The 24,969-nt window shown below is 39.6% G+C and carries 27 protein-coding genes; 8 read left to right on the plus strand and 19 right to left on the minus strand.

Translation table 11 applies throughout. The features are described from left to right. Positions 1-214: 214 nt before the first annotated feature. Positions 215-526 (plus strand): ankyrin repeat domain-containing protein, encoded by a 312-nt coding sequence (locus ODQ17_RS14860; RefSeq protein ID WP_322904672.1) that lies wholly within the window; start codon positions 215-217, stop codon positions 524-526. 43 nt (positions 527-569) lie between these two features. Here the strand turns inward: ODQ17_RS14860 and ODQ17_RS14865 are convergent, their stop codons facing one another. The 5 genes from ODQ17_RS14865 to ribF form a co-directional block, all read right to left on the minus strand. After that, positions 570-1,112, minus strand: a complete 543-nt coding sequence (locus ODQ17_RS14865) for an NADPH-dependent FMN reductase (RefSeq protein ID WP_151823193.1) — start codon at positions 1,110-1,112, stop codon at positions 570-572. 136 nt (positions 1,113-1,248) lie between these two features. Then, on the minus strand, positions 1,249-1,731 hold the full coding sequence (locus ODQ17_RS14870; RefSeq protein ID WP_004640310.1) for an FKBP-type peptidyl-prolyl cis-trans isomerase: 483 nt from the start codon (positions 1,729-1,731) through the stop codon (positions 1,249-1,251). 1 nt (position 1,732) lies between these two features. Continuing rightward, positions 1,733-2,263: a signal peptidase II gene (gene lspA / locus ODQ17_RS14875; protein ID WP_003655819.1), complete on the minus strand. Its 531-nt coding sequence runs from the start codon at positions 2,261-2,263 to the stop codon at positions 1,733-1,735. Then, entirely contained in the window at positions 2,256-5,093 is a 2,838-nt protein-coding gene (ileS, locus tag ODQ17_RS14880; RefSeq protein ID WP_111856273.1) for an isoleucine--tRNA ligase, read from the minus strand. Before ileS ends, lspA begins: the two co-directional genes overlap by 8 nt. A gap of 61 nt (positions 5,094-5,154) precedes the next feature. Next, the gene (gene ribF / locus ODQ17_RS14885) at positions 5,155-6,156 is read right to left on the minus strand and encodes a bifunctional riboflavin kinase/FAD synthetase (protein WP_078225528.1); all 1,002 of its coding nucleotides are present in this window, start codon (positions 6,154-6,156) and stop codon (positions 5,155-5,157) included. Positions 6,157-6,363: 207 nt separating this feature from the next. Here ribF and ODQ17_RS14890 point away from each other — a divergent pair, with 207 nt between their 5' ends. Both ODQ17_RS14890 and ODQ17_RS14895 read left to right on the plus strand, forming a co-directional pair. Beyond that, positions 6,364-7,497: a TDT family transporter gene (locus ODQ17_RS14890; RefSeq protein ID WP_322904682.1), complete on the plus strand. Its 1,134-nt coding sequence runs from the start codon at positions 6,364-6,366 to the stop codon at positions 7,495-7,497. An 80-nt stretch (positions 7,498-7,577) separates the two neighbouring features. After that, the gene (locus ODQ17_RS14895; RefSeq protein WP_199943959.1) at positions 7,578-8,144 is read left to right on the plus strand and encodes a 5'-methylthioadenosine/S-adenosylhomocysteine nucleosidase family protein; all 567 of its coding nucleotides are present in this window, start codon (positions 7,578-7,580) and stop codon (positions 8,142-8,144) included. Between the two features lie 35 nt (positions 8,145-8,179). Here the strand turns inward: ODQ17_RS14895 and ODQ17_RS14900 are convergent, their stop codons facing one another. The 12 genes from ODQ17_RS14900 to ubiG form a co-directional block, all read right to left on the minus strand. Next, positions 8,180-8,800 (minus strand): TetR family transcriptional regulator C-terminal domain-containing protein, encoded by a 621-nt coding sequence (locus ODQ17_RS14900; protein WP_013199284.1) that lies wholly within the window; start codon positions 8,798-8,800, stop codon positions 8,180-8,182. Positions 8,801-9,059: 259 nt separating this feature from the next. Next, a complete protein-coding gene (locus ODQ17_RS14905; protein ID WP_005308903.1) occupies positions 9,060-9,860 on the minus strand; it encodes an ABC transporter ATP-binding protein in 801 nt (266 codons plus the stop codon). Positions 9,861-9,873: 13 nt separating this feature from the next. Next, the gene (gene ssuC / locus ODQ17_RS14910; protein WP_322904687.1) at positions 9,874-10,671 is read right to left on the minus strand and encodes an aliphatic sulfonate ABC transporter permease SsuC; all 798 of its coding nucleotides are present in this window, start codon (positions 10,669-10,671) and stop codon (positions 9,874-9,876) included. Then, complete coding sequence (gene ssuD / locus ODQ17_RS14915) at positions 10,668-11,843, minus strand: FMNH2-dependent alkanesulfonate monooxygenase (protein ID WP_005308909.1); 1,176 nt, start codon at positions 11,841-11,843, stop codon at positions 10,668-10,670. Before ssuD ends, ssuC begins: the two co-directional genes overlap by 4 nt. A 26-nt stretch (positions 11,844-11,869) precedes the next feature. After that, positions 11,870-12,853, minus strand: coding sequence for a sulfonate ABC transporter substrate-binding protein (locus tag ODQ17_RS14920; RefSeq protein WP_322904692.1), 984 nt, complete (start codon positions 12,851-12,853; stop codon positions 11,870-11,872). 72 nt (positions 12,854-12,925) lie between these two features. Further along, a complete protein-coding gene (locus ODQ17_RS14925; protein ID WP_005308915.1) occupies positions 12,926-13,894 on the minus strand; it encodes a sulfonate ABC transporter substrate-binding protein in 969 nt (322 codons plus the stop codon). Between the two features lie 333 nt (positions 13,895-14,227). Continuing rightward, positions 14,228-15,583, minus strand: a complete 1,356-nt coding sequence (gene argA / locus ODQ17_RS14930; RefSeq protein ID WP_107882288.1) for an amino-acid N-acetyltransferase — start codon at positions 15,581-15,583, stop codon at positions 14,228-14,230. Positions 15,584-15,703: 120 nt separating this feature from the next. After that, positions 15,704-16,033, minus strand: coding sequence for an RcnB family protein (locus tag ODQ17_RS14935; RefSeq protein ID WP_322904697.1), 330 nt, complete (start codon positions 16,031-16,033; stop codon positions 15,704-15,706). Positions 16,034-16,274: 241 nt separating this feature from the next. Next, on the minus strand, positions 16,275-16,688 hold the full coding sequence (locus tag ODQ17_RS14940; RefSeq protein ID WP_322904699.1) for an RcnB family protein: 414 nt from the start codon (positions 16,686-16,688) through the stop codon (positions 16,275-16,277). Positions 16,689-16,904: 216 nt separating this feature from the next. Then, positions 16,905-17,651, minus strand: a complete 747-nt coding sequence (locus ODQ17_RS14945) for a YciK family oxidoreductase (RefSeq protein WP_004795498.1) — start codon at positions 17,649-17,651, stop codon at positions 16,905-16,907. 68 nt (positions 17,652-17,719) lie between these two features. Then, entirely contained in the window at positions 17,720-18,421 is a 702-nt protein-coding gene (locus tag ODQ17_RS14950; protein ID WP_151743739.1) for an HAD family hydrolase, read from the minus strand. Next, on the minus strand, positions 18,418-19,131 hold the full coding sequence (gene ubiG / locus ODQ17_RS14955) for a bifunctional 2-polyprenyl-6-hydroxyphenol methylase/3-demethylubiquinol 3-O-methyltransferase UbiG (protein WP_003655787.1): 714 nt from the start codon (positions 19,129-19,131) through the stop codon (positions 18,418-18,420). Before ubiG ends, ODQ17_RS14950 begins: the two co-directional genes overlap by 4 nt. A gap of 180 nt (positions 19,132-19,311) precedes the next feature. Here ubiG and ODQ17_RS14960 point away from each other — a divergent pair, with 180 nt between their 5' ends. Beyond that, entirely contained in the window at positions 19,312-19,929 is a 618-nt protein-coding gene (locus ODQ17_RS14960; RefSeq protein ID WP_252060712.1) for a thiol:disulfide interchange protein DsbA/DsbL, read from the plus strand. 108 nt (positions 19,930-20,037) lie between these two features. On the opposite strand, the gene ODQ17_RS14965 is transcribed toward ODQ17_RS14960, so the two are convergent. Both ODQ17_RS14965 and ODQ17_RS14970 read right to left on the minus strand, forming a co-directional pair. Further along, on the minus strand, positions 20,038-20,685 hold the full coding sequence (locus ODQ17_RS14965) for a TetR/AcrR family transcriptional regulator (RefSeq protein WP_005308928.1): 648 nt from the start codon (positions 20,683-20,685) through the stop codon (positions 20,038-20,040). A gap of 137 nt (positions 20,686-20,822) precedes the next feature. Further along, complete coding sequence (locus tag ODQ17_RS14970) at positions 20,823-21,461, minus strand: TetR family transcriptional regulator (RefSeq protein WP_005308931.1); 639 nt, start codon at positions 21,459-21,461, stop codon at positions 20,823-20,825. Between the two features lie 173 nt (positions 21,462-21,634). Here ODQ17_RS14970 and ODQ17_RS14975 point away from each other — a divergent pair, with 173 nt between their 5' ends. The 4 genes from ODQ17_RS14975 (at position 21,635) to ODQ17_RS14990 (ending at position 24,967) form a co-directional block, all read left to right on the plus strand. Beyond that, positions 21,635-22,660, plus strand: coding sequence for a ferredoxin reductase (locus ODQ17_RS14975; RefSeq protein WP_322904708.1), 1,026 nt, complete (start codon positions 21,635-21,637; stop codon positions 22,658-22,660). Positions 22,661-22,693: 33 nt separating this feature from the next. Beyond that, positions 22,694-23,857, plus strand: a complete 1,164-nt coding sequence (locus tag ODQ17_RS14980; RefSeq protein ID WP_151989222.1) for a fatty acid desaturase family protein — start codon at positions 22,694-22,696, stop codon at positions 23,855-23,857. 125 nt (positions 23,858-23,982) lie between these two features. Next, positions 23,983-24,699 carry a ribonuclease PH gene (gene rph, locus ODQ17_RS14985; protein WP_004795487.1) on the plus strand — a complete coding sequence of 239 codons (717 nt, stop codon included), beginning with the start codon at positions 23,983-23,985 and terminating at the stop codon, positions 24,697-24,699. Positions 24,700-24,832: 133 nt separating this feature from the next. After that, positions 24,833-24,967: a hypothetical protein gene (locus tag ODQ17_RS14990; RefSeq protein ID WP_262409250.1), complete on the plus strand. Its 135-nt coding sequence runs from the start codon at positions 24,833-24,835 to the stop codon at positions 24,965-24,967. The last annotated feature ends 2 nt before the right edge of the window (positions 24,968-24,969 follow it).

Genomic DNA, 24,969 nt, shown 5'->3' on the forward strand with positions numbered 1-24,969 from the left:
TGGTAGTGTGGGGTTTCCCATGTGAGAGTAAGTCATCGCCAGCTCATTATTCTAAACACCCCGGTCTCGAAGGAGCCCGGGGTGTTGCTTTATGGGAAATTAAATGAATTGAAGAGTTTAGCTTAATGAAAATACAGCTTTAAAATCAGATTTGCATATCAAGCATGTTCTATGAATATAATAATGATGAATTTTCTTATTTTTAGGTGTTTACGTGAAAATTAATTATTTCTCTTCAATACCTGAAGATGATGAAGAACTCTCTCTTCCTGAATTAATATATTGGGCTTCTTTGGGGAACCTAGATCAGGTAGAGCAACTGCTTTTAGAAGGGCAAGATCCCAATCAGGCAGATGATGAAGGCTATAGTGCTTTGCAAGCAGCTGCTGAAAATGATCATTTAGAGATAGTTAAACTCTTGGTAGGAAAAGGTGCTCAAGTCGCTTATAAAAGCGAATATACAGCGTTACAGCTTGCAGAAATGGCTGGTAATATACACGTAGTAAATTATTTAAAAAGCTTATAAAAATAAAAGGCCCCTATTTTGTTTATAGAGGCCTTTTTAAAATTTAAGATAAGTGATATTTCTGTAGTTTCTCAACAATAGATTGAAGCCCTTTTACTTCAAACTCATTAGCTTCGAATTTTTCATCTTTATTGCGTTTAAAGATATCTCGTATCTCTATTACAGCATTGGGATCAATGATACTTAAACTTGAGGTGACTTGACGTATTTGGCTAATAGATCGAGAACCATTCGTTGAACCATAACCAATAAATGCAGCTGGTTTACCACTCCATTCTTTGCCTACATAGTCCAGGGCATTTTTTAGAGCGGGACTGTAACCGTGGTTGTATTCTGGGCTAATAAATATAAAAGCATCTGCCTGAGCAATTTTGTCTGCCCATTCTTGTTGTTTAGGTTGATCATAAATTCCGGTAGCGGGTGGATGAGATCCTGAAAATAGAGGTAAATCCCATTCTTTTAAATCGACTACTTCGGTTTGGAAATCGTTTAGACCTAATGTTGGAATTGTTGATTCTACCCAATTAGCAATTTTAATTGCTGTACGTCCTTCACGAACACTTCCCACGACAATATAGACCAGCATGTATTTTTCCCGAGGATTTTTATACTTATAACTTAATTCATTACATGGGTAGCTGAGAATATAGAATTTGTAAGGATTCTTATGCTATGAAAAAAATTGGATAATAAAAAAGCCCTCATTGAGAGGGCTTTTTTATTTACATGAGTTTAATGCCTTGTTGGCCTTCAGGAGTAACCTTGAATATTTCTACTTCAAAGGTAATGTTTTTTCCAGCTAACGGGTGATTAAAATCAATTTCTGTAATGTCATCATTAACTGACTTCACTACACCGAATAACGTTGTTTTTGCTTTATCTTCAAACTCAATCATATGACCAGGAATAGGACGTTGTTCAAACTTAACTGTATCGAAAGTTTGAATATTTTCCGGATTCCATGGGCCAAATGCATCTTCTGGTGGAAGATGCACTGTACGGCGGTCTCCAGCACGTAAACCAAATAATGCTTTTTCAAAGCCAGGTAAAAGATTTCCGTCACCAATAGTCAAGGTAACAGGTTCTTCACGGTTACGTGTATTATCGATTTCTACACCATTTTCAATAGCGACAGAAAAGTGTAGATCGACTTTAGAGCCGTCTGTAATACGAATTTCTTCGTTAGGTTGGATAATTTCGGTCATATTATGCATCCGAATTTTGGTTGCGTTGCTTCTCAAGGAAGAATGTATCGATGAGTAGCAAGATGGTACCTAAGGTAATAGCACTGTCCGCAATGTTAAAAGCTGGAAAGTGATGATTTTGGTAATAAACATGAATGAAATCGACTACATAACCTAGGGTAATACGGTCAATTAAATTGCCTAAAGCTCCACCTAAAATTAAAGCGATGGCTACAGGTAGCACCACCATTTTTTTAGGCATACGAAGCAACCAAAATACAAAAAGGATTGAAACTAAGCCTGCTAAAGATGTGAAGAAATAGCGCTGCCATCCTCCTGCATCTGATAAAAAGCTAAAGGCTGCACCATAGTTATGTAATAGTGTCCAGTTTAAAAATGGAAGCACAGGCACTGGATCTGCGTAGTTCAGATGTGTACTTGCAATCCATTTTGTCCATTGATCCAAAACAATGGCAAGGACAGAGAGTCCAAGCCAAATGAGATTGTGTGGATAAAACTGGAATAAGCCTTTTTTAGCTTGTGAATTAGGCATATTTTCTCACTTCGCCACGACCAGTGACGTTCACAATACAACGACCACATAAACCAGGATGATCGGCATGTGTATTTACATCTGGAAGGACGTGCCAGCAACGTGCACATTTTTCACCTTCAGCTGCAGATATTTGTACACGTAAGCCTTCCATTTCAGTTGCTTCACCTTGCTCAGCAAATGGATGTACTACTACTTGAGAGGTAATAAGAACAAAACGGAGTTCATCAGCCAGTTGGTTTAAAACTGTTTGTAATGATTCATTTGCCCAAAGTTCAACTTTGGCTGAAAGATTACTGCCGACAAGTTTAGCGTTACGAGCTGCTTCAATCTGTTTATTTACTGCAGATTTTACGCTAATCAATGTTTGCCAATCTTCTTCAGAAAGCAGGTTTGCTTTTGATGAAACAGGCAAGTCATACCATTCTGAAGTAAATACATATTTTTCAGTTTGTTCTGGAATCAGTGGCCATGCTTCTTGAGCGGTAAAGCTTAAGATTGGGCTCATCCAACGGATAAATGCTTGAACAATATGATAAAGCGCTGTTTGTGCAGAGCGACGTGCTTGTGAGTCAGCCTTAGTCGTATATTGGCGATCTTTAATAATGTCTAGGTAGAAACCACCTAAGTCATTAATACAGAAGCTTGTTAACGCGCTACACACTACATGGAAGTTCATTTCTTCGTAAGCAGTGATAATGGTTTGTTGTACTTCATTCGCACGTTGCAAGATGTATTGATCTAGAGCAATAAGATCATCTACTGCTAAAGCATCTGTACTTGGTTTGAAACCATTTAGGTTCGCAAGCAAGAAACGTAGGGTATTACGAATACGACGGTAGCTATCACTTACACGGTTAAAGATTTCTTTAGACGCTGCAATTTCATAGCGATAGTCGCTAGAAGCTACATATAGACGTAAACCATCAGCACCAAGCTGTTTGATGATTTCTTCAAGCGGAATGTAGTTGCCTAAAGATTTCGACAACTTACGACCGTTTTCATCCACTGTAAAACCATGTGTTAACAAGGCTTTATATGGTGCACGATTGTGAATTGCCATAGAGGTTAATAAAGAAGATTGGAACCAACCACGGTGTTGGTCTGAACCTTCTAAATATAAATCAGCAGGGCTTTCTAATTCTTCACGTTGCTCAAGTACAGCGTAATGTGTTGTACCAGAGTCGAACCATACATCAAGCGTATCGCGAACGGCGTTGTATTGTTCCGCATCTTCACCGATGAAGTCTTTTGCTTCACGTTTGAACCATGCTTCGATGCCTTCCTGTTCGATCAGTTGAGCAACTTCTTCGATGAGTTCAGGTGTACGAGGGTGTAATTCATTCGTATCTTTATGAACGAAGAAAGGAATTGGAACACCCCAAGTACGTTGACGTGAGATACACCAGTCCGGACGACCTTCAATCATTGATTCAATACGGTTTTTACCCCAGTTCGGTACAAACTCGATATCGTTTTCAATCGCGTTAAGCGCGCCTTCACGTAAGCCTTTTTGATCCATGCTAATGAACCATTGTGGTGTAGCACGGAAAATAATAGGAGTCTTATGACGCCAGCAGTGAGGGTAACTGTGTTTAATTGGTTGATGAGCCCATAAACGGCCTACAGCACCTAAAGCTTCAATAATCTTTGGATTGGCTTTATAGATGTGCTCACCAGCATAGATTGGAGCAGTTGGTAAATAAACACCGTTACCACCGACTGGATTGTCTACTTTAAGGTTGTATTGAAGACCTACTTTATAGTCGTCTGCACCATGGCCAGGTGCTGTATGTACTGCACCTGTACCGCTTGTTGCAATAACGTGTTCGCCCAAAATCACTGGAACTTGACGATCAGTAAGTAAAGGGTGTTGTAAAGTAAGGTTTTCAAGAGCTGAACCTGTAAAGTCAGCTAAAACAACTGGGTTTTCAAGCTTGTAACGCTCAATTGCTGAAGCAACTAAGTCTTTAGCAAGAATGAAGTTCTGCTTACCGCGCTCAGTAGTTACTTGTACCAATTGATATTCAATTTCGGCATGCAATGCAACCGCTTGGTTAGCTGGTAATGTCCACGGCGTAGTTGTCCAGATCACAATATCTGTTGGATCTTGAACTTCTACGTTTAAACGGGCACTTAAATCTTTAAGATCTACAACACCAAAACCAACATCAATTGCGTCAGATTTTTTATCTTCATATTCAACTTCAGCTTCAGCAAGTGCTGAACCACAGTCCATACACCAGTTCACTGGCTTTAAGCCCGGCTGGATATGACCATTTTTCTGGATTAAGCCTAAAGTACGAACAATATCGGCTTCTTGTTTATAGTTCATGGTGAGATAAGGATTATCCCAATCACCTAAAATACCAAGACGTTTAAAGTCAGTACGCTGTAAATCAATTTGTTTTAGAGCATATTCACGGCAAAGTTTACGGAAAGTAGCTGCATCAACTTTTTCGCCAACTTTACCTACTTTTTCTTCAACTTTTAGCTCAATTGGCAAGCCATGACAGTCCCAACCCGGAACATAAGGTGCGTCGAAACCAGCCAAAGTACGGCTTTTTACAATCACGTCTTTGAGTACTTTATTGACTGCGTGACCTAAGTGAATTGTACCGTTCGCATATGGAGGGCCATCGTGCAAAATATATTTTTTCTTGCCAATACGCGATGCACGAATCTGCTGATAAATGTTGTCGGTATACCACTCTTCTAACCATTTCACTTCACGTACTGCCAAATTTGCTTTCATTGCAAATTGAGTATCCGGCAGGTTTAGCGTGGCTTTGTAGTCCACTGCATTCTCAGGAGTTTGCTTATCGCTCATGCAAGTTTTCATCCAGTTTAATCAGCTTGGGAGCCGACATGTTTTACAATCAAAATTCGAATTAAAAAGGAAATTGTGTCGTGTCGTTACGGTATTGTCGTAACTGCTGCACGTCATTATCAATTCCTGCCTTAAGTGCCTCAAGCGAAGGGTAGTTCAATTCACCATGAAGATAGTGAAGGAAAGTCACCCGCATAAATAAGCCATACAGATTAGCAGAAACATCAGGGAAATGTACTTCTAATCTCCACTCTGGGTGTTCTTGCTGAATGGCTGGACGTGTACCGACATGTCCTGCGCCATAGAGGCTGTTTTCATGATATCCGGCAATTCCCGGTTTTTCGGGTGTATCTTGACGCACTTTTTGAGTAAGTGAGGTTGTTTCACAAATGACTTCAACACCATAAATCCCATTTAAACATGGCTTGTGGCGGTTGAGGCGAACATTAATCGTTGGAAAATCCAGAGTTCGGCCAATCTGGTCGCCATATTGAACTCGTCCAGTAATACTGTAAGGACGACCTAATAATTTGGCAGCTAAGGCAAGATTTCCTACCTGAAGCACTTGGCGAATACGAGTTGAACTTACGCGTTCACCTTCAAGTTCAATTGTATGTAAATTTGTGACCCCAAATCCGTAATCTTTTAAAAATTCGCTGTTGCCTTGACGGTCCTTACCGAAATGAAAGTCATCTCCTAAAACCAAAGACTGCGCGTTTAATTTATCTTTTAATAAGTCTGCAAAAGCAGACGCGCTCATACTACGGAAATGCTGATCAAATTTAGCAACTGCAATGTAATCAACCCCAAGCTCAGCTAGGTATTCAACTTTTTCTCGTAGGGAATTAATACGAGGAGGGGCATCGTAGCCTTTAAAGAATTCAAGAGGTTGTGGCTCAAAAATCATAACCAATGTTTTTAAGCCTTGTGCTGCAGCAATTTTTTTGAGTTGAGCAATCATCGCTTGGTGACCTAAATGGACACCATCAAAATTACCAATAGTTACCGCTGTTTGAGGTAACTGAAAATTGGGCGATAACGCATTAAGACGAAGCAGTTTCATGAACTTAAAATATGGCTATTTTTGCAAGGGCTATATATTGCCATAATCTCACAGATTCGTCTTGTTGTTGTGTTTTTACTCAGTTATTTTTCAACATGAATATTTGTATATTTAAAATACTGATGAATTAAATAAAAATAAATCAATTTTTCTTATTAAAGGTTTGCTCTACTATATCTTTATCCACTCTTTGATTAGAGAACTAAAATGAAAAAACCCTTTTACCAATTAAATCATAGCAAAGATGTTATACGACATTTTACTCCAAATTGGTTTACAGCGACTATGGGTACTGGCGTGGTAAGTATGATTTTAATTCAGCTTCCATTTGCTCAATCATTTTTATTCACGCTAGCAACTTTGTTATGGCAATTCAATATTGTCCTATTTAGTGTTTTTTCAGGTCTTTATTTATTGCGGTGGTTTCTTTTCCCTCATGAAGCGAAGCAAATATTTAACCATCCCAATATGAGTTTGTTTTTAGGCACTATTCCGATGGGGCTCGCTACAATACTAAATGGCTTTTTAAGCTTCGGTGTTGGGCTTTACGGTGAAGTTGCGATACATATTGCTCAAGCTTTATGGTACATCGATGTCTTTTTAGCACTAGCAATTGCGTGGATCGTACCGTTTTGTATGTTTAGCCGTCAGAACCATCAGCTACATACCATGACTGCAATCTGGCTTTTACCTGTGGTTGCATGTGAAGTAGCAGCAAGTTCTGTGGGCATGTTAGTTGCGCATTTACCAGCAGATTTGCATAGCTTTCATTTATTAATGGTGGGCTACGTACTCTGGGGAATTTCTGTTTTACCCGCATTCGCTATTTTGACGATTTTAATGTTGCGTATGGCTTTACATCAGTTACCGGAAAAAGAAGTCGCAATTTCTAGCTGGTTGTCTTTAGGACCGATTGGTACAGGTGCTTTAGGTCTCTTATTGCTAGGAGAGCAGGCCCAAAGAGTAGCGCCAAACGTAGGATTTCACCAATTTGCGAATGTCTTTCAAGCTTTAGGAGTTGTGGGCAGTCTTGTGCTTTTAGGCTTCGGGTTATGGTGGCTTGGTCTTGCAATTTTAACAACGCTTCGTCACGCAAAGACAGGTATTCCATTCAATTTGGGTTGGTGGGGCCTAACCTTTCCATTAGGCGTATTTATTCTTGCATTGTTTAATTTAGGGCATCAGGTTGAAATTGTATTTTTACAATACGTTGCTGTGGCATTGAGTCTTTTATTATTGACAATGTGGGGTGTGGTAATGAAGAAAACGCTAGCAGGCGCATATAGCGGCCAACTGTTCTTTTCTCCGTGTTTAATCGCTTTACAACAAAAAATGCAGTAATGATGAAAAGGTGCAAAAAGCTTTTGCACCTGATTTATACTTATTTTCTAATTTATTTAATTTTGATTTGAGCTTTTTGAATGAACACTGATATTGCTTTAATTATGGCACTTCCTAATGAATCTAAAGGTTTGTTTGAACAGGCAGGTGTTGAAGTCCATTACAGTGGTATTGGTAAGATTAATGCTGCCTTTAAAGCATTTGAGGTTATTCAAAAAACTGGCTGTAAAACTTTAATTAATCTAGGTACAGCTGGAAGCTCTGCGTTTAATCGACATGATTTGGTCGAGGTGAAGACTTTTGTACAACGTGATATGGATGTTTCACCCCTAGGGTTTGAAGTAGGTGTAACGCCGTTAGATGATCACTTGCCAGCTGAAATTCATCTTCAATCACATTTTGCTGATTTGCCAAAAGCAATTTGTGGAACTGGAGATTCATTTGAAACGGGTCAGCCAAAAGTAGCTTGTGATGTAGTGGATATGGAAGGATATGCCTTAGCCAAAGTCTGCCATAAGTTAGGTGTACGCCTGATTTCGGTAAAATATATTACTGATGGTGCAGATGACACTGCACATATAGATTGGGAAGAAAATTTATTATTAGGTGCTCAAAAACTTTTAGCGCTTTATCAAAATTACTTCTAAAAAAGATCGGCAAATTTGCCGATCTTTTTTTGGTTTTAACGAGGTAATACGCCGTAGAGCATTAGGTGGACTGTATGCTCAATTGAGCGTTGGAACATGCTTCGGTTACGCAGTGTTTTTCCGGTCACCATTTCCATTTGGGTAGCAAAATCTGCATAGTTTTGCGTAAGGCCCCAAATGTTTAAGATTAATAATTCCGGGTCGATATCTGGTGAAATCTTTCCTTCTTCTTGCCAAGTCTGAATGACTTTAGCTTTGCGCTTAAATAGTTTTTTTAATGGTCCTTTGAGTATAGGTAAAATATGAGGAGCGCCTTGAATGATTTCTAATGCAAACAATCTAGATGCTTTCGGTTGGCTACGAGACAGTTCGATTTTTTGTATTAAATAGTGAGATAAGGCTTCGGCTGGTTCTAATTCAGCTTCTAGAGTTTGTAAGGGAGCTAACCATTTTTGTAAAACGGTTGTGAGCACTTCTACGTATAAAGACTCTTTATTTTCGTAGTAATAGAAAATATTCGACTTATGCATGTCGGCGAGTTGGGCAATTTCATCCAGACTTGCGCCAGTGAACCCATAGACTGAAAATACGTCAAGGGCGGCAGCAAGAAGCTGATTGCGCTTTTGGGTACTCTTTTTTTGTTCCATCTGCTGCATAATTAAAAAAATAATACTCCCATTGTAAGGGAAATTGTTTGATTTGTGCACAGGTGTCTTGCTTTTTTAATCAAAAAACGGCTAGTTATTTGCGTAATAGATATACTATTGTGCAAAAAATAGAGAGATTCACTAGTTTATTGTTATTCTTAAAAATATTTTTTAAATTTCGCCCTAAAAAAGAGCAATAAAACAGCAGTTTTATTGCTCGTAAATTGGGCATTTTTCGGTTGAGTATTTCTGATTACTCATCGCAATCTTAAGTTGCCAAAACTGCATCGAGTACTTGTTGTTCAAGTTGTGCAAAAGTAATGCTCTTTTTACGCGGGCGTGGAAGATTAACTTGGAAACTTTGAGCAATCTGGCCCTTATCTAATAAGATAATACGGTCAGCTAATTGCACTGCTTCACTTACATCGTGTGTGACTAAAATGGCAGTAAAACCTTGTTCTTTCCACAAGCGCTCAATCAAGCTTTGCATCTCAAGCCGGGTTAGAGCATCTAATGCACCTAAAGGCTCATCAAGCAATAAAATGCGTGGCGTATGCGATAGTGCACGTGCTAAGGCTGTACGCTGACGTTGGCCACCTGAGAGTTGAGAAGGCCATTGTCCTGATTTTTCTTTTAAACCCACCTTTTCCAGTAATTCTTCTGCTAAAGCATGTTGGGCTTTAGGTAAACCCAGTTGAACATTTTGAAGGATATTTCTCCAAGGAAGTAGGCGTGGGTCTTGGAACATTACTCGAATATCATCGTTAGTAATGCCTTCACGCAAATGTCGAGCAGATTTGAATTTGATTTCTCCAAAACTGGCTTTTTCAAGTTGAGCAATTAAACGTAGTAACGTACTTTTGCCACAACCACTTCGACCAACAATTGCTAAAAACTCACCAGGCTGGATGTGTAGGTCAAGATCTTCAAGAACCTTTACCTCGCCATAGAATTTATAAAGTTGCTCAATCAGAATCTCTGCACCTAATACAGGTTCTTGAGATTCTGTTGGTTCTTCCGGAATGAGCTGCACTTCATTCTGATTAATATTTAAATTCAGATTTGTCATGTTCTAAGCTCCCTTATTTCTGATATCCAGAGTGCCAACGTAGTAAATAGCGTTCTAAAAGCTGTGCTAAAACATCGGCCAGTTTGCCTAGTAAGGCGTACAGAAGAATACCGACCAGAACTACATCTGTTTGTAAGAACTCACGTGCATTCATGGTCATATAACCAATACCTGCTTGAGCTGAAATGGTTTCAGCGACAATGAGCAATACCCAAACCAAACCTAAAGCAAAGCGTAGACCTACTAAAATAGAAGGCATTGCACCTGGCAAAATAATTTCTTTATAAAGCTGCCACCGAGAAAGGCCGTAACTTTTACCCATTTCGATCAATTGCGGGTCAACTGATCGAATACCGTGATAGGTATTAATATAAATGGGAAAGAAAACACCTACTGCGACCAAGAATAATTTCGCTGTTTCATCAATACCGAACCACAAGATTACGAGTGGAATAAGTGCTAATGCTGGGATGTTACGAATCATTTGCAGAGTCGTATCGAGCAGGGTAGAGGCGAAGCGTGAAGAGCCATTAAGTAAACCTAAGAGCAAACCTAAGCCGCCACCAACCAAAAGACCAATCAAAGCGCGACCAGCACTTACTTTAACGTGATGCCATAATTCTCCACTAACGAGTAGATGCCAAAAAGCGGAAACCACAGCAGTTGGTGCAGGCAAAATACGGTTCTCTAAAAGACCCGAGCTTGAGGCAATTTGCCAAACAAGCAATAGAACAATAGGGAAAATCCAAGGCAGCAAACGCTGCCCGATTTGTTTTGTTCCACGTGAAACAATACTTTCGTCTTTGCTCATGCAGGCTCCTTGACGGAACTATTTTGCTTCTTCTCGTCTGGAACATAGTTATTGGCAATGATCTCACCGAATGGACCGGTTAAATTTGGCTGAGCAAGTTTAGCGCGAGTTTCGATTGGTAATAACGGGAAGACCAACTCTGCAAAACGGATCGATTCTTCAAGATGTGGATAGCCCGAGAAAATAAAAGTATCGATACCTAAATCAGCATATTCCTGAATGCGGGCAGCAACTGTTTCTGGGTCACCTACAAGTGCTGTACCAGCACCACCACGAACTAAGCCAATACCTGCCCAAAGGTTTGGAGATACTTCAAGTTTGTCACGGTTACCGCCGTGGAGGGCTGCCATACGTTGTTGGCCTACAGAGTCCATTTGTGCAAATTTTTTCTGTGCTGCAGCAATAGTTGCATCATCAAGATATTGGATAAGCTCGTTCGCTGCTGCCCAAGCTTGTTCGTTGGTTTCGCGAACAATCACGTGTAAGCGAATGCCATAAGTTAATTTACGACCTTTAGCCTCAGCTTTGGCACGAACATGTTCGACTTTTTGTTTAACTGCTTCTGGTGGTTCACCCCATGTAAGGTAAGTATCGACTTGCTCAGCTGCAAGATCGACAGCGACGTCTGAAGAGCCGCCAAACCAAAGTGGTGGATAAGGCTTTTGAACAGGTGGGTAAAGTAGTTTTGCATCGTCTACTTGTAAGCGTTCACCGTGGAATGTAAAAGCTTCACCCGTATGTGAACGCGTCAAAATTTCACGCCAAATTTTTACATATTCATTGGCAGTTTGATAACGCGTTGAGTGATCTTCATATAAACCATCGCCGCGTAGTTCGGCCTCATCACCACCAGTCACTAAGTTGAGTAACACTCGACCATTCGACAAGCGGTCAAATGTTGCAGCCATACGAGCTGCCAAAGCCGGTGTTGTTACTCCTGGACGTAACGCAACTAAAAATTTAAGGTGTTGAGTTGCATCAATCAGGCTAGCCGCCGTAATCCAAGGATCTTCACATGAACGACCAGTTGGAATAAGTACACCTTCATAACCTAAATTATCTACCGCTACAGCAATTTGCTTCATATAGGCATGGTCAACCTGACGAGCGCCTTTACTTGTACCTAAATAGCGACTATCACCGTGGGTAGGAATAAACCAGAAAATTTTCATGTGCATTACCTATATGTCTATTGAAATTACTTGGCAATCCAAACAGCTTGTTTGATGCTGATTGGCTTTGGAATGATGCCTTGTTGAGTAAAGATGTCTGCGAGTTGCTGCTGCTCAGCAATCACTTTGCTGTTTAGCGGAGCGGCTGAGGAAGGACGAGGACGGCGTTTAATAAATAAGTCACTGGTCGCAGGCTTTAGTCCTGTGCTTTGGCCAATGGCTGTTGCCGTTTCTGCTTGATGGCTTTGAACCCATTTATCAGCTTGATTAATTTGTTTGATGAGTCCAGAAACAGCTTTCGGATGTTGTTTAACAAAATCTGGAGCTGCTAAATAAAATGTATAGTTCGGGCTTAAGCCTTTACCTGATGCAAGAACACGAGCTTGATCTTCTAGTTGTGCTGAAGCGAAGTAAGGGTCCCAAATGGCCCATGCATCAACAGCACCTTTTTGAAATGCTGCGCGAGCATCGGCAGGTGTAAGCCAGATCGGAGTAATGTCACTCCAGTTTAGGCCTGCTTTACGTACAGCTTGTACAAGTAAGTAATGTGAGCTCGAACCTTTTTGCAGCGCAATACGTTTGCCTTTAAGGTCTTTAAGTTGTTTTAGCTGCGAGCTCTTAGGAACTAAAATTGCTGATGCTAGTGGTTTAGCTGCTTCATAGGCAATGTAATATAAAGGCTTTCCAGCTGCTTGTGCGTAGACTGGAGGAGTGTCCCCAGTAACACCGACATCAAGGGAACCGACAGCCAAAGCTTCTAAAATTTGTGGTCCAGCAGGAAACTCATTCCAAGTAACTTTTGCATTTGGAAATTCTTGTTCAAATAGTTTTTGCTGTTTGGCAATCGCAAAGTTAATCGAACTTTTTTGAAAACCAATACGAAGTTCTTTTACAGTTGGATCAATTGCCCAAGCTGGCGCTGCGATTGTTAAACCTAATACAGTGACTGCACTGATTTGTTTAGCTAATTGTACCCACTGACTCGTATTAAATAATGACTGATGTTGCATATTGATATCCTTGTTCCCCTTGAGGTCAGGCACAGCATTTATATGATTATTTAAGCCGTGCCCAAGCTGGGTTTATTTCAGTTTTAAAATGGCGTCTTGAATGGTGAGCTTGTTAGGAATGAGCTTTTGCGCATAAAAGGCATCAGCTACTTGTTGTTGTTCTTGTGCCACCTTGTCAGAGATTGGCTGAACTCCAAAACCCATACGTGAAATGGAAGTTTTGAGTACATCAAACTCAAGTGCTGTAGGTTTTTCGAGTAGTTTCGCAGCTTCATCCTGATGTGAACTCACCCATTCAGTTGTCTGGTTAAGGGTTTGCACAACTGTATTGAGAACTTTTGGATTATTTTCTGCAAATTTACGGTCAGCTAGATAGAACTGATGATTACTTACTAAATTTTCACCTGTTGCCAAAACTCGAGCTTGAATTTGATGTTCAGCTGCTGCAAAGAACGGATCCCAAATGACCCATGCATCTACTGCACCTTTTTCAAAGGCAGCACGAGCGTCTGATGGCGGTAAATAAACTGGTTGAATATCACTTAAACTTAAGTTGTTGGCTTCTAGAACTTTTAATAATAGGTAATGAACATTCGAACCTTTATTAAGAGCTACACGTTTGCCTTTTAAATCTTTAATAGAGTGGATAGGAGAGTCTTTTTGTACCAATAATGCTTCGGCTTTTGGCGCAGCAGGTTGGTTTGCGACATAGACTAAATTTGGATTGGCAGCTTGAGCAAAAATAGGTGGTGCTTCACCTGCTTCACCGAGTGAAACGCTCCCTACATTTAAGCCTTCAAGCAATTGAGGGCCAGCAGGAAACTCGACCCATTTTACTTGCACGCCTTGTTCTTTTAGTACTTTTTCTAGGTCACCACGAGCTTTTAAAATAGGAAGAATGCCATATTTTTGATAGCCAATATTTAAAGTTGTGGTGGCCTGTTCCTCTTTTTTGGCACAACCACTTAACATCATCACTCCTGCAAGGCTGGCTGCGATGACTGAATATTTTGCCCATGAAGTGGTGTTGAAAAGTGCCATGAGATTTCGTGCTCCCCGAAAGAGAAAAAGAAAAAATAATTGGATGAGCAGATACCCTAAAGGGATTTTTATTTCAGAAAAAATAAGTATTCGGTCTTTATTTATGCAAAAAAAAGCTAAAAACAATAGGCTATAAACTTATGCAAAAAAGTGATTTATCTAATAGAAATATATTTAATAAATTAGAAGTAAGTTGATGTAAATAAAATAAAAAAATATTAAAACATTAAAAATAGAAATTTAAAAAAATACAACCATAAATTAATAGCGTTCATGGTTGTACTTTTTTAACTAAGCTTATCTGAAATAAGAATATCTTAAAAAGAGCAAAGGCTAGGGAAGCAGTTTCTTAAAGACTAAAGAATTCCTTTGATAGTTATAGAGCGCCTGACGGGCATTAGGTAACTCATCAACGCTGACTTGATGAAAACCATGTTCCAAAAACCAGTGAGCGGTACGCGTTGTTAAAACGAATAGCTGACGAATACCTTGTTCTTTGGCTTTTTCTTCAAGAAATTGCAGAATTTGGCTACCACGGTTTGATTTACGATAACTTGGATGCACTGCAACACAGGCAATTTCTGCAGAACGAGTTTCGTTAAATTCGGTTGGAATTGGATAAAGCGCAGCACACGCTAGAATCATACCGTCGCGTTCAATAACAGCGAACTGGCTGATTTCTTGCTCCAGACGTTCACGTGAACGATAAACCAAAATGCCTTCTTCTTCCAAGGGACGCAATAAATTCATTAAACCACCCACATCTTTAATATGGGCGGTACGAACTTCTTCATAATGCGCATCGGTAATCATGGTGCCTATACCATCTCGAGTAAATAACTCTTCGAGAAGGGCGCCATCATAGGCATAGGAAATGAGATGAACGCGGTGTACACCTGATAAAGACGCTTTTTTTGCTTGTTGCAAATGCAGGGTTAGTGTTGGACTAATGGTTTGATATTGTTGAATATAGTAGTCCAGTTGATGTGGGCTTAATTCACGTAATATTTGTTCATCTTCATTCAGAAGCCCTTGTTGCTCCCCAAGAAAAATGAGTTTATCTGCTTTTAAATAAGTTGCAGTTTTGGTCGCAACTTCTTCTGCCCGCAAGTTAAAGACTTCGCCTGTAGTGGAATAACCTGTTGGCCCCAGTAGCACAATATTATGATTATCAAGGTGTCGTTCAATTGCATCGGTGTCTATTGAACGAACCTCACCTGTAAGCTGGAAATCCATGCCATCACGAATGCCATAAGGTTTAGCAGTCACAAAATTACCTGATACGACATCGATTCGAGCGCCGTACATGGGAGAGTTTGCTAAGCCCATAGAAAGCAATGCTTCAATTTCTAGGCGAATAGAGCCTACGGCACTCATGACACAGCTTAAAGATTCGCGCGTAGTAATACGGCTGTTGTCATAAAAAGGGGTTTCAATTCCTTTCTCTTTAAGATTTTGATTAATTTGCGGGCGGGCACCATGCACAAGAATTAAGCGAATACCAAGAGAATGAAGTAACGCGATATCATGAATGATATGTTCGAAATTAGGATGACGGACTGCTTCACCACCGAACATCAGTACGAATGTTTTATCGCGGTGAGCATTAATGTAGGGCGCTGAGTGTCGAAACCAGTGTACATAATGCTGGGGGTTATTATGCGACTTTTCTAAAGACTTGCTTGGCATACCGATCTCGAATCAACAGCAAAAAGATATAAAGATGATTCTAAACAAAAAAGATTAAAGCCGCATGTTTTAGATAAAAAAACACCCAAATCTAAGTTTGGGTGTTTAAATTTTTTTAAATTAGTGAACCACTCTAATGATTTTATGGCTTTGTTCATTTACCAGCACATAATTTCCGTTCACTTTGTACCATTTTTGGTAGCGACCTGGTTTCGTTAATTTTTGATGCTGACGATAGTCAATCACATAACGTGAGTGTTGATATTCACGTGGTACAACTTGACCTCCTCGCCAAACATTACGATGGTCGTCTTTTTTAATTACTTTAACGGTTTTTACTTCATGGTTTTGGTAGTTGCCATGATGGTTATGATCGTTTGGTGCTGCCATTGCTGTTGTTGCAACTAAACCACTAAGTGAAAGAACAATCGCTGTTGTTAGTTTTTTCATTGTAAACCTCGAGTGATGAATTAAATTTCAATAACTAAAGATTAGTGAACAATTACAGATAAATCGTGGAGGCTACGAAGAATAAATGTGAAAACTAACGATGAAATAAGAAGAAATTAAGAAAATATGAAATATTAGAATATAAAAATCTATTTGTTTTTTTAAATCTATAAGTAATAAAAAAAGGATAAAACCATAAGGCTTTATCCTTTTTGCTCAGCGATAGCGAGGTTCTATCGCTTTAAAAACCACGAATACTCACAATATTATTAGAATCAGTGTCGACTAAAATATAGTCATTGTTGATTTTGTACCATTGCTGATTACGGTCTGGTTTTGGCAAGTTACTATCTTTATAGTCAACTTTATAGCCATTGCCACGATAGTGCTGTGGCATAACATAACCAGGCTGCCAGCGATGCTGTTTAAGCCGTTCAAAACCACGTTCTTCGCGCATTCGGCGCTCGTCACGGACACGATCTTCATCATGATCACGTCCAAATCCTGGCCCACGATCGTTCCATTCACCGCGTGGTCCTCCACCTTTAGGACCTTTGGGGCCATGGCCTCGGTCAAAAGGAGGATCAGCAAAGCTCGCCATACTTGTGGTGAGTACAGCTATGGAAAGGGTTAAGATTGTGAACAACTTTTTCATGATGCATCCTCGTTTACATCTGATGTCTCTCATGTTGAATACTCTACGCGCAAAATGCAGAGAAACTGTGAAGATCATTTAATGGTTCAATTAAAATTACGGATAGATCAAGAGTTTTTATCAATAATAAAAAAGGCTTGAATACATCTTTTCAGGTATAGGCAAGCCAGATTTGATGATCGGCTGTAATTTTCTTTAGCTTTTCATCTTTAACTTTTAATCCTGTGCATCAATACTTTGACCATTGAGCGCCAAGCTATCTTCACCCATTAAATAGAGATAAGCAGGCAAGATCGACTCTGGTGTAGGTAATGTTTTCGGATCTTCTTGTGGATAGGCTTTAGCACGCATTGCAGTACGTGTTGCACCTGGATTAATGCAGTTAAAACGGATATTAGGATAAGTATGTTCCGCTGCAAAAATTTTGCTCACCGCTTCAATTGCAATTTTTGAGACAGAATATGCGCCCCATAAAGCACGTGCTTCACGGCCTACACCCGAACTGGTAAATACGACAGAGGCATTTTCTGATTTTTGCAAAAGTGGTAATAATGCTTGAGTCAAAGCAAAAGGCGCGCGTAAGTTAACTGCCATGACATCATCCCAAGTTTCGGTTGGATAATGTGCTAGCTCTACGCGTTCACCTAAAATACCTGCATTATGCAAAATACCGTCTAGACGTCCAAACTGCTTTTCGAGCGTATCGACTAAAAAGTCATAATCACGGTCAGAAGCACTCGAAAGTTGTAATGGTAAAATCGCTGGTTGCGGTGCACCCAGACTTTCAATTTCATCATAAATAACTTCAAGTTTATTTAAGGTTCTACCATGCAGTACAACGGTTGCACCATGTAGGGCATAAGTCAGAGCGGCAGCTCGCCCAATTCCATCGCCAGCACCGGTGATTAAAATAATTCGATCTTTGAGTAGATCCGGACGAGGTTGGTATTCTGAATATTTCATTGGTAAACCTCCTTCTTTTTATATTGATAAAACAAACAACTGTTAAAAAAGCCTATAAAACTCTTATGTTAACTTATCATACGCTGATTTTCCTGTAGAGCAGGAAGCTTTTGACGTAACATATGGTGTAATTCTGTCACCGTATTTACAATCGAATCGGCCTGCCATGCAGCGAGATCATCACGATGTTCGATTGGTAAATAGCCATATGCAGCCAAAATAGTATACATATCGGCATTGCGACCAGCATCAATATCACGTGGATGGTCACCCACATAGATAATTTCATTTGCTGGGATATTTAACTGTTTAGCCGCCAAATACATTGGTTCCGGATCTGGCTTAGTTTTACTGACATCTTCTGGACACACCAAAACCGCACAGCGTTCGGTCAGATTTAACTTTTCCAAAAGAGATTCACTTAATCCGCGTGGTTTATTGGTCACAATACCCCACGGAATTTGCTGAGCTTCCAACTCTTCTAAAAGTGGATACATACCTTCAAACAGGTCTGTATCAACCACAATATTATTGCCGTAAATATCTAAAAAGTTTTGACGATGTGCCAAGAAAATTGGATTGGCCACATCCAGTTCTGGATAGACCAATTTAACCATCGCACGTGCACCTTCAGAAACCTGAGTGCGAATGAGGTCGGCATCAACAATTGGGCGTCTTTCATCACGGCACATTTGCTGAATAATACGAATGAAGTCGGCAGCCGTATCGATAAGAGTACCGTCTAAATCAAATAAAACAGCTTTCATCATGCACCTGTATTTATCGTGTGAACCATATAATTAACGTCAACATTTGGCGCTAACCAGTAATGCTTGGTCAGTGGGTTGTAGTGCAGTCCTGTCATTTCTTTTAGAGTAAGACCTGCATTACGAATGTCATGTGCCATTTCAGATGGTCGAATAAATTTATGATAATCATGTGTACCTTTTGGCAACATGCGTAGTACGTATTCTGCGCCAATAATGGCAAATAAATAAGATTTTGGGTTACGGTTAATGGTTGAGAAGAACACATGGCCACCCGGTTTAACCAAAGCCTGACAAGCTCTTACAATAGATGCTGGATCTGGAACGTGTTCCATCATTTCCATGCAAGTGACCACATCGTATTGACCTGCTTGTTCTTGTGCTAATTCTTCTACAGGAATTTGGCGATATTCAATATTTTGAACATTGTCTTGCTGAGCATGCAAACGGCCAACAGCTAGCGGTGCCTCACCCATATCAATACCAAGTACATCTGCTCCACGACGTGCCATGCTCTCTGCCAAAATACCGCCACCACAACCGACATCAAGTACTTTTTTACCAGCAAGGCCGCCTACACGTTCATCAATCCAGTTTAAACGTAGTGGATTAATTTGATGAAGTGGGCGAAATTCAGAATGTTGATCCCACCATTTGGCAGCAAGTGCTTCAAACTTTGCGATTTCTTGTAAATCAACATTCAATTGCGACATGGTGCTACCTCTAAACTTGGGTTATCTTTTTGGATATAGTTCGCCGTTAGTGTAGCGATTATTGGGAAAAAAGCGATAAACCCAATAAAAAACTTCACAGAAGCAAAACGAATTTAGCATATTTGTTTTATATTTAGAGCATAAGCTAATGCATAACAACTTAGAGGAAAAGCTGTAGCAATGAAAAAATTGGTTTTGGGTGGTTTAAGCGCAGCAATTATGGCCGTATCGGGTAGTGTAATGGCAGCAGATTTTGTTGCCGGTAAAGACTACACCGTGATTGCCAATCCAGGCAAAGTGGAAGTTCCGGGGAAAATCGAAGTTCGAGAGTTCTTTTGGTATGGATGTCCACACTGTTTTAAACTTGAACCGCATATGCAAACGTGGTTAAAACAGATTCCTAACGATGTGCGTTTTGTACGTACACCTGCTGCAATGAATAAAATGTGGGAACAAGGGGCACGTACTTATTATACATCTGAGGCATTAGGTGTACGTAAACGCACGCATTTACCATTGTTCCATGCGATTCAGGTGAATGGCCAGCAAATTTTTGATCAGGCTTCTGCTGCGAAGTTCTTTACTCGTTATGGCGTGCCTGAACAGAAGTTTAATAGCACTTACAACTCATTTGCTGTGACTGCAAAAGTTGCTGAGTCAAATAAACTTGCTCAACAGTACCAATTAACAGGTGTTCCTGCGGTTGTCGTTAATGGTAAATATGTTGTACAGGGTGAAGATGGTAAAGTTACTCAAGTTCTTAATTATTTAATTGAGAAAGAACGTAAAGCAAAATAAGTTGTTTAGGCTTTACTTCAAAAATGGGCTTCATATGAAGCCCATTTTTATTCACTTAAAATTTATATCGATGTTCAAATTTTTGTTAATTATCACGAAATATTTCAATTAATTTTGCTTATTTTCATCTTCAATTTGAAAATTTAAAACATCAAAATTAACAGTTTGAGTTGGCAGCGATAATGCCTGATTAATATATAAATTAATTAATTTTTGGCGAGAACCAATAGAGCGTTGATAATACGTAGAATTTAAAAGCAGTGATGCGCCGTAAGTCAGTGACCAGATATAAGACAGATAATCACGAATTGACATGTCGTAATTTAATGATTTTAAATAATTTTCCGTAATATCTTTAATTGCTAAAATACGCTGTTGGCGGATTTCATAAAGCTCTTCGAAAAGATGCTTCAACTTAGACTCTGTCATTGTCAGATTTTCTTCAAGTTGATGCAATAAAATGGTTTTTCCAGGTGTAAGCAAATGGTGAAGCATGTAATGAGGGGCATACTCTTTGAAATCTGTATTATATTTTTTAGAAATTTCTAAAATTTGCTTTTCATTTTGAATAATGAGCTCAAGTAGAAGCTCATTTTTGCTTCTAAAATGCTTATAAAGAGTGCCTTTAGCAATATCTAGCTCGGCCACTAACTCATCTAGAGTAATTTCCTGATTGTTTTCTAGTAACAACTTTTCTGCCACGCTTAGAATTTTTTCTTTGCGCATCAAAAACTGTGTATGACGATCAAGATTCATAGGTATTCCCACACCAGTTTGGCCTAACTAATAATTTACTTCCTGTAAAAAGAAAAAGACTTTTCTCGAAATTTTTAGCCTTTTTCTTTCTCTCTTTACGTATTACCACATAACCTGTTTTTTGTCATTTGCCGCTTCTACCGTTCCCAGTTTGCAATCCCTCTAAACAGTAAGCGAACTTGTGTAGAGGCATTTTCAATAAAGGCAGTTTGTTGGAGCTTGAGCTGTTCACCTTGATATTGTTTTGATAGGTTGAGCCACGTCATTGCCCACGTAAATGACATGTTAGTCAAAATAGTGGATAGGACATTTAAGTCTTGAGGTTGTTGAATATGTTTAAAATTTTCGAGTTTAGTCAGATCAGTTGTTAGATCTTCAATTAGAAATTCGATTTCTCTAGCAATGGCTGCACGAACCGTTTCTGAACCACCCCAACGCTCGGAAATCATAAATTGCCACTGCTTAGGGCTATGATTTACCGCCTGAACAAATAGCTCAATGCTGGTCTGAGTTTTGGTCGATTTATGTTGTAAATAACTTTGACCTAGTTGATGCAAAACACTTTTTAAATGTAGGGCAACTTGGTCAACCAATTCCTTACCGAGTTCATCCATGTCTTGAAAATGACGATAGAACGCTGTCGGTACTAAACCAACTTCACGTGCAACTTCACGCAAACTGATACTACTGAACGAACGCCCAGACGTGCTCAGATGCAAGGCTGCATCTAGAAGTGCCTGACGACTTTGCTGTTTTCGTTCATCCCGTATCGACATTAAAAGAACCTATTTAAACCGTGAGCCAGAGTCTAACAAAAAAGAGCAAACTTTCATAAAAAAAATAGTGAACAAGTGTTGACTGAGTGAACACTTATAAATATAGTGTACATATGTTCACTATACGAACATGTGTTCACTCAAATAAATAGCCAGATACAAAAGAGGAACGTATGAACGCAACACTTAGTTATCAGCCACATTTGGTCCGAGAAGATTTCGTTGATTTTGTTTTACAAAAAATTAACGTGACTTGGGCTTGGAAACGCGTACTTGCAGAAGTTATCGCAGTTCAGTCTCTACATACTGATATGGTGCTTATTAAGCTTAAACCGAATCGTAATTTTAAGTTCGATCAGGTACGTGCTGGGCAAAGTATTCTATTAACGCTACTTATAGATGGAGTTTACCAACAGCGCAGTTATTCAATTATTGAAGTAACTCCTCAAGGTGAAATCTCTTTAGGTATTAAAGTACAAGGCTTGGTGTCTAGTGCAGCTCAACGATTACATGTCGGAGAGTGCATTGAGATTTCACAGGCCCAAGGTGATTTTACTTTGCACCAAGGCCAACAGCCTGCAATTTTAATTGCGTCAGGTAGTGGTATTACTGCAATTTATTCACTTTTGCAGCAAGCTTTGAAACAACAGCTTAAACAGATTCATGTCATTTATTTTAATCGTGCAGAAATTTTTCATGCTGAATTAAAAGCTTTGGCAGAAAAGCATCCAGAGCTTCACTATCATTTTTTTAATACAGCCGAGCAAAAGCAGCATTTAACTGAAGACCTATTGCAAAAGTTGGTTCCTGATTATGCACAGACCGCAACGTATGTGTGTGGACACCACGGCATGATGCAACAGGCAAATGAAATTTATACGCAGCAAAGTGCTCAGTCGCAGCTTCATCAAGAGTTTTTCATGCCTGTTCAAATCGAACAGTCTAATGAAGCACAACCCATCGTATTTCGCCGTTCACAACAAAACTTTATTGCGACGACAACATTATTAAGCAGTGCAGAGCAAGCTGGCTTACGTCCACAGCATGGTTGCCGTATGGGTGTATGCAACCAATGTACGTGTACCAAAGTCAGTGGTGTCACCCAGAATATATTAACAGGCGAAATTGACGATCAACCAAATCGTGCAATTAAGTTATGCGTGAACCAGGCATTAAGCCCAGTCACTATTGATCTATAAAAACAAACATAAAAGAGATTTGAGGATACCATTATGAATATGGCAGTAGAACTTAAAGCAACATCAAAATCGGCACATTTAACCCCAGAGCAAACAGAAGCTTTTGGTCGCCGTATTGAAGAAATTCGTCTTGAAGTGATGAAAGATCTCGGGGAGCAAGATTCAAAATATATTTACAAAGTACGTAATTTTGTACGCTACACCGAAATTGCATCACGTGGCATGTTGATGTTTGGTGGTTGGATTCCACCAGTATGGTTGTTAGGTACGGCTATGCTGGGCGTATCTAAAATCGTTGAAAACATGGAACTCGGTCATAATGTGATGCATGGTCAGTTTGATTGGTTAAATGACCCCACGCTTAACGGTGCAACCTATGACTGGGATACGGTGTGTACAGGTGAAGACTGGAAATATACCCATAACTATAAGCATCATACTTATACCAATGTGTTTGGCATGGATCATGATATTAGCGGTTATGGTGTGATGCGCATGAGCCGTGAGCAAAAGTGGGAAACCCGTTTTTTATTCAACGTGCCAATGGGTTTTGTATTGTCAACGGGTTTTGAATGGCTATTAGCTTTACAACGTCTAGAGATGGAAAAAGTGTTGTTTGATGGCACCAAAACTTGGAAAGAAGTGTATGTAGAATCTAAAAATCTACGTAAAAAAATGGTCCGTCAGTTTGGTAAAGATTATGTGCTGTTCCCACTAATTGCAGGACCAATGTTCCTGCCAGTATTGGCTGGTAACTTTTTTGCTAACTTGATCCGTAACTACTGGGCATCGACCGTGATTTATTGTGGCCATTTCACAGAAGATTCTGAAATTATCACTGACAATATTGATAATGAAACTAAAGCAGAGTGGTACTTACGTCAGATTCGTGGTTCAGCAAACTTTACTGGCGGTAAGATTATGCATTTCTTAAGTGGCAACTTGAGCCATCAAATCGAACATCACTTGTTTCCTGATGTACCTGCCAACCGCTATCAAGAGATGGCACCTAAAGTACGTGAAGTCTGTGCAGAGTTCGGTCAACAGTACAATACAGCACCTTTTGGATCTCAAATTGTGAGTGTGTATAAACGTCTGGCTGTTCACTCTTTGCCTGATAATGTGGTTGATCGTTTGGTAGCGACTAAGCGGACCTTTGTTGAGGCGGTGAAAGGAATGTTTGGCAAAGCTGCTTAATAAAGATAGAGCATTGTTTGAGTCATCAAGCGATGCTCTTTACCAATAAGTAAAAGGGAAAGTACGTGTAATTGAGATATACTACGGTGCAATTATATTTGTGCCATTGTTTTTAAGGAATCATTATGCGTATTGACCAAAGAGCATTAGACCAGTTACGTGAAGTGAAAATCACACGTAACTATACCCGTTACGCAGAAGGTTCAGTTCTGGTTGAATTTGGTCATACCAAAGTATTGTGTACTGCAAGTATCGATAATTCGGTTCCACGTTTTTTAAAAGGAAAAGGACAGGGCTGGGTCACTGCTGAATATGGCATGTTACCGCGTTCAACACATTCACGTTGTGACCGTGAAGCAGCGCGTGGTAAACAGTCAGGCCGGACACAGGAAATCCAGCGCCTAATTGGACGTAGCTTACGTGCTATGGTTGATTTGAAAAAGCTTGGCGAAAACACAATTACCATCGACTGTGATGTGATCCAAGCTGATGGTGGTACGCGTACCGCTTCAATCACTGGCGCGGCTGTAGCGTTAGTTGATGCGATGAATGTTTTATTGTCTCAAAAGAAAATTAAGCATGATCCGCTTAAAGGATTAGTTGCTGCAATTTCTGTAGGTATGTATCAAGACGAAGTATTACTTGATCTTTGCTATGAAGAAGATTCGAACTGTCAAACTGACTTAAACGTAGTAATGACACAAGCTGGCGAATTTATTGAAATTCAAGGTACAGCTGAAGATAAACCATTTACTCGTGCACAAAGCAATGACATGCTAGAAATGGCTGAAAAGGGAATTGCCGAGCTCATTAAAAAGCAACAAGAAGCTTTAGGCTGGTAATTTTACGCTTTCTAAAAAACGCATCTTCGGATGCGTTTTTTTATGCCTTCATCAAATCGACATAAAAACATCACTTGCCTGTCACTTTTTCACTTTATTAGTAGTTCGCATTTAAACCGTTTGGAAAAAACCAATGCGAAAACTTTCACTTCTATTAATTACGTCTTTAGCACTTTTACTGAGTGCTTGTAACGATGATAACGACTCAGATAATTCATCGCCAACAACACCGCCAACCAGTAATTGCAAAATGCACTGTGCACCATAATA

It is taken from the genome of Acinetobacter sp. IRS14 (assembly GCF_034650275.1).
Classification (GTDB): Bacteria; Pseudomonadota; Gammaproteobacteria; order Pseudomonadales; family Moraxellaceae; genus Acinetobacter; species Acinetobacter oleivorans.

Bases quoted from the DNA above. Each gene is read 5' to 3' on its own strand.
- ODQ17_RS14890 (WP_322904682.1), top strand. From the start codon at position 6,364: ATGAAAAAACCCTTTTACCAATTAAATCATAGCAAAGATGTTATACGA.
- ODQ17_RS14925 (WP_005308915.1), bottom strand. From the start codon at position 13,894: ATGGCACTTTTCAACACCACTTCATGGGCAAAATATTCAGTCATCGCA.
- ODQ17_RS14945 (WP_004795498.1), bottom strand. From the start codon at position 17,651: ATGAAATATTCAGAATACCAACCTCGTCCGGATCTACTCAAAGATCGA.
- lspA (WP_003655819.1), bottom strand. From the start codon at position 2,263: ATGCCTAATTCACAAGCTAAAAAAGGCTTATTCCAGTTTTATCCACAC.
- ODQ17_RS14895 (WP_199943959.1), top strand. From the start codon at position 7,578: ATGAACACTGATATTGCTTTAATTATGGCACTTCCTAATGAATCTAAA.
- ODQ17_RS14950 (WP_151743739.1), bottom strand. From the start codon at position 18,421: ATGATGAAAGCTGTTTTATTTGATTTAGACGGTACTCTTATCGATACG.
- rph (WP_004795487.1), top strand. From the start codon at position 23,983: ATGCGTATTGACCAAAGAGCATTAGACCAGTTACGTGAAGTGAAAATC.
- ODQ17_RS14870 (WP_004640310.1), bottom strand. From the start codon at position 1,731: ATGACCGAAATTATCCAACCTAACGAAGAAATTCGTATTACAGACGGC.
- ribF (WP_078225528.1), bottom strand. From the start codon at position 6,156: ATGAAACTGCTTCGTCTTAATGCGTTATCGCCCAATTTTCAGTTACCT.
- ileS (WP_111856273.1), bottom strand. From the start codon at position 5,093: ATGAGCGATAAGCAAACTCCTGAGAATGCAGTGGACTACAAAGCCACG.
- ODQ17_RS14935 (WP_322904697.1), bottom strand. From the start codon at position 16,033: ATGAAAAAACTAACAACAGCGATTGTTCTTTCACTTAGTGGTTTAGTT.
- ODQ17_RS14975 (WP_322904708.1), top strand. From the start codon at position 21,635: ATGAACGCAACACTTAGTTATCAGCCACATTTGGTCCGAGAAGATTTC.
- ODQ17_RS14900 (WP_013199284.1), bottom strand. From the start codon at position 8,800: ATGCAGCAGATGGAACAAAAAAAGAGTACCCAAAAGCGCAATCAGCTT.
- argA (WP_107882288.1), bottom strand. From the start codon at position 15,583: ATGCCAAGCAAGTCTTTAGAAAAGTCGCATAATAACCCCCAGCATTAT.
- ODQ17_RS14970 (WP_005308931.1), bottom strand. From the start codon at position 21,461: ATGTCGATACGGGATGAACGAAAACAGCAAAGTCGTCAGGCACTTCTA.
- ODQ17_RS14965 (WP_005308928.1), bottom strand. From the start codon at position 20,685: ATGAATCTTGATCGTCATACACAGTTTTTGATGCGCAAAGAAAAAATT.
- ODQ17_RS14980 (WP_151989222.1), top strand. From the start codon at position 22,694: ATGAATATGGCAGTAGAACTTAAAGCAACATCAAAATCGGCACATTTA.
- ssuC (WP_322904687.1), bottom strand. From the start codon at position 10,671: ATGAGCAAAGACGAAAGTATTGTTTCACGTGGAACAAAACAAATCGGG.
- ODQ17_RS14865 (WP_151823193.1), bottom strand. From the start codon at position 1,112: ATGCTGGTCTATATTGTCGTGGGAAGTGTTCGTGAAGGACGTACAGCA.
- ODQ17_RS14920 (WP_322904692.1), bottom strand. From the start codon at position 12,853: ATGCAACATCAGTCATTATTTAATACGAGTCAGTGGGTACAATTAGCT.
- ODQ17_RS14940 (WP_322904699.1), bottom strand. From the start codon at position 16,688: ATGAAAAAGTTGTTCACAATCTTAACCCTTTCCATAGCTGTACTCACC.
- ubiG (WP_003655787.1), bottom strand. From the start codon at position 19,131: ATGTCGCAATTGAATGTTGATTTACAAGAAATCGCAAAGTTTGAAGCA.
- ODQ17_RS14990 (WP_262409250.1), top strand. From the start codon at position 24,833: ATGCGAAAACTTTCACTTCTATTAATTACGTCTTTAGCACTTTTACTG.
- ODQ17_RS14905 (WP_005308903.1), bottom strand. From the start codon at position 9,860: ATGACAAATCTGAATTTAAATATTAATCAGAATGAAGTGCAGCTCATT.
- ssuD (WP_005308909.1), bottom strand. From the start codon at position 11,843: ATGAAAATTTTCTGGTTTATTCCTACCCACGGTGATAGTCGCTATTTA.
- ODQ17_RS14960 (WP_252060712.1), top strand. From the start codon at position 19,312: ATGAAAAAATTGGTTTTGGGTGGTTTAAGCGCAGCAATTATGGCCGTA.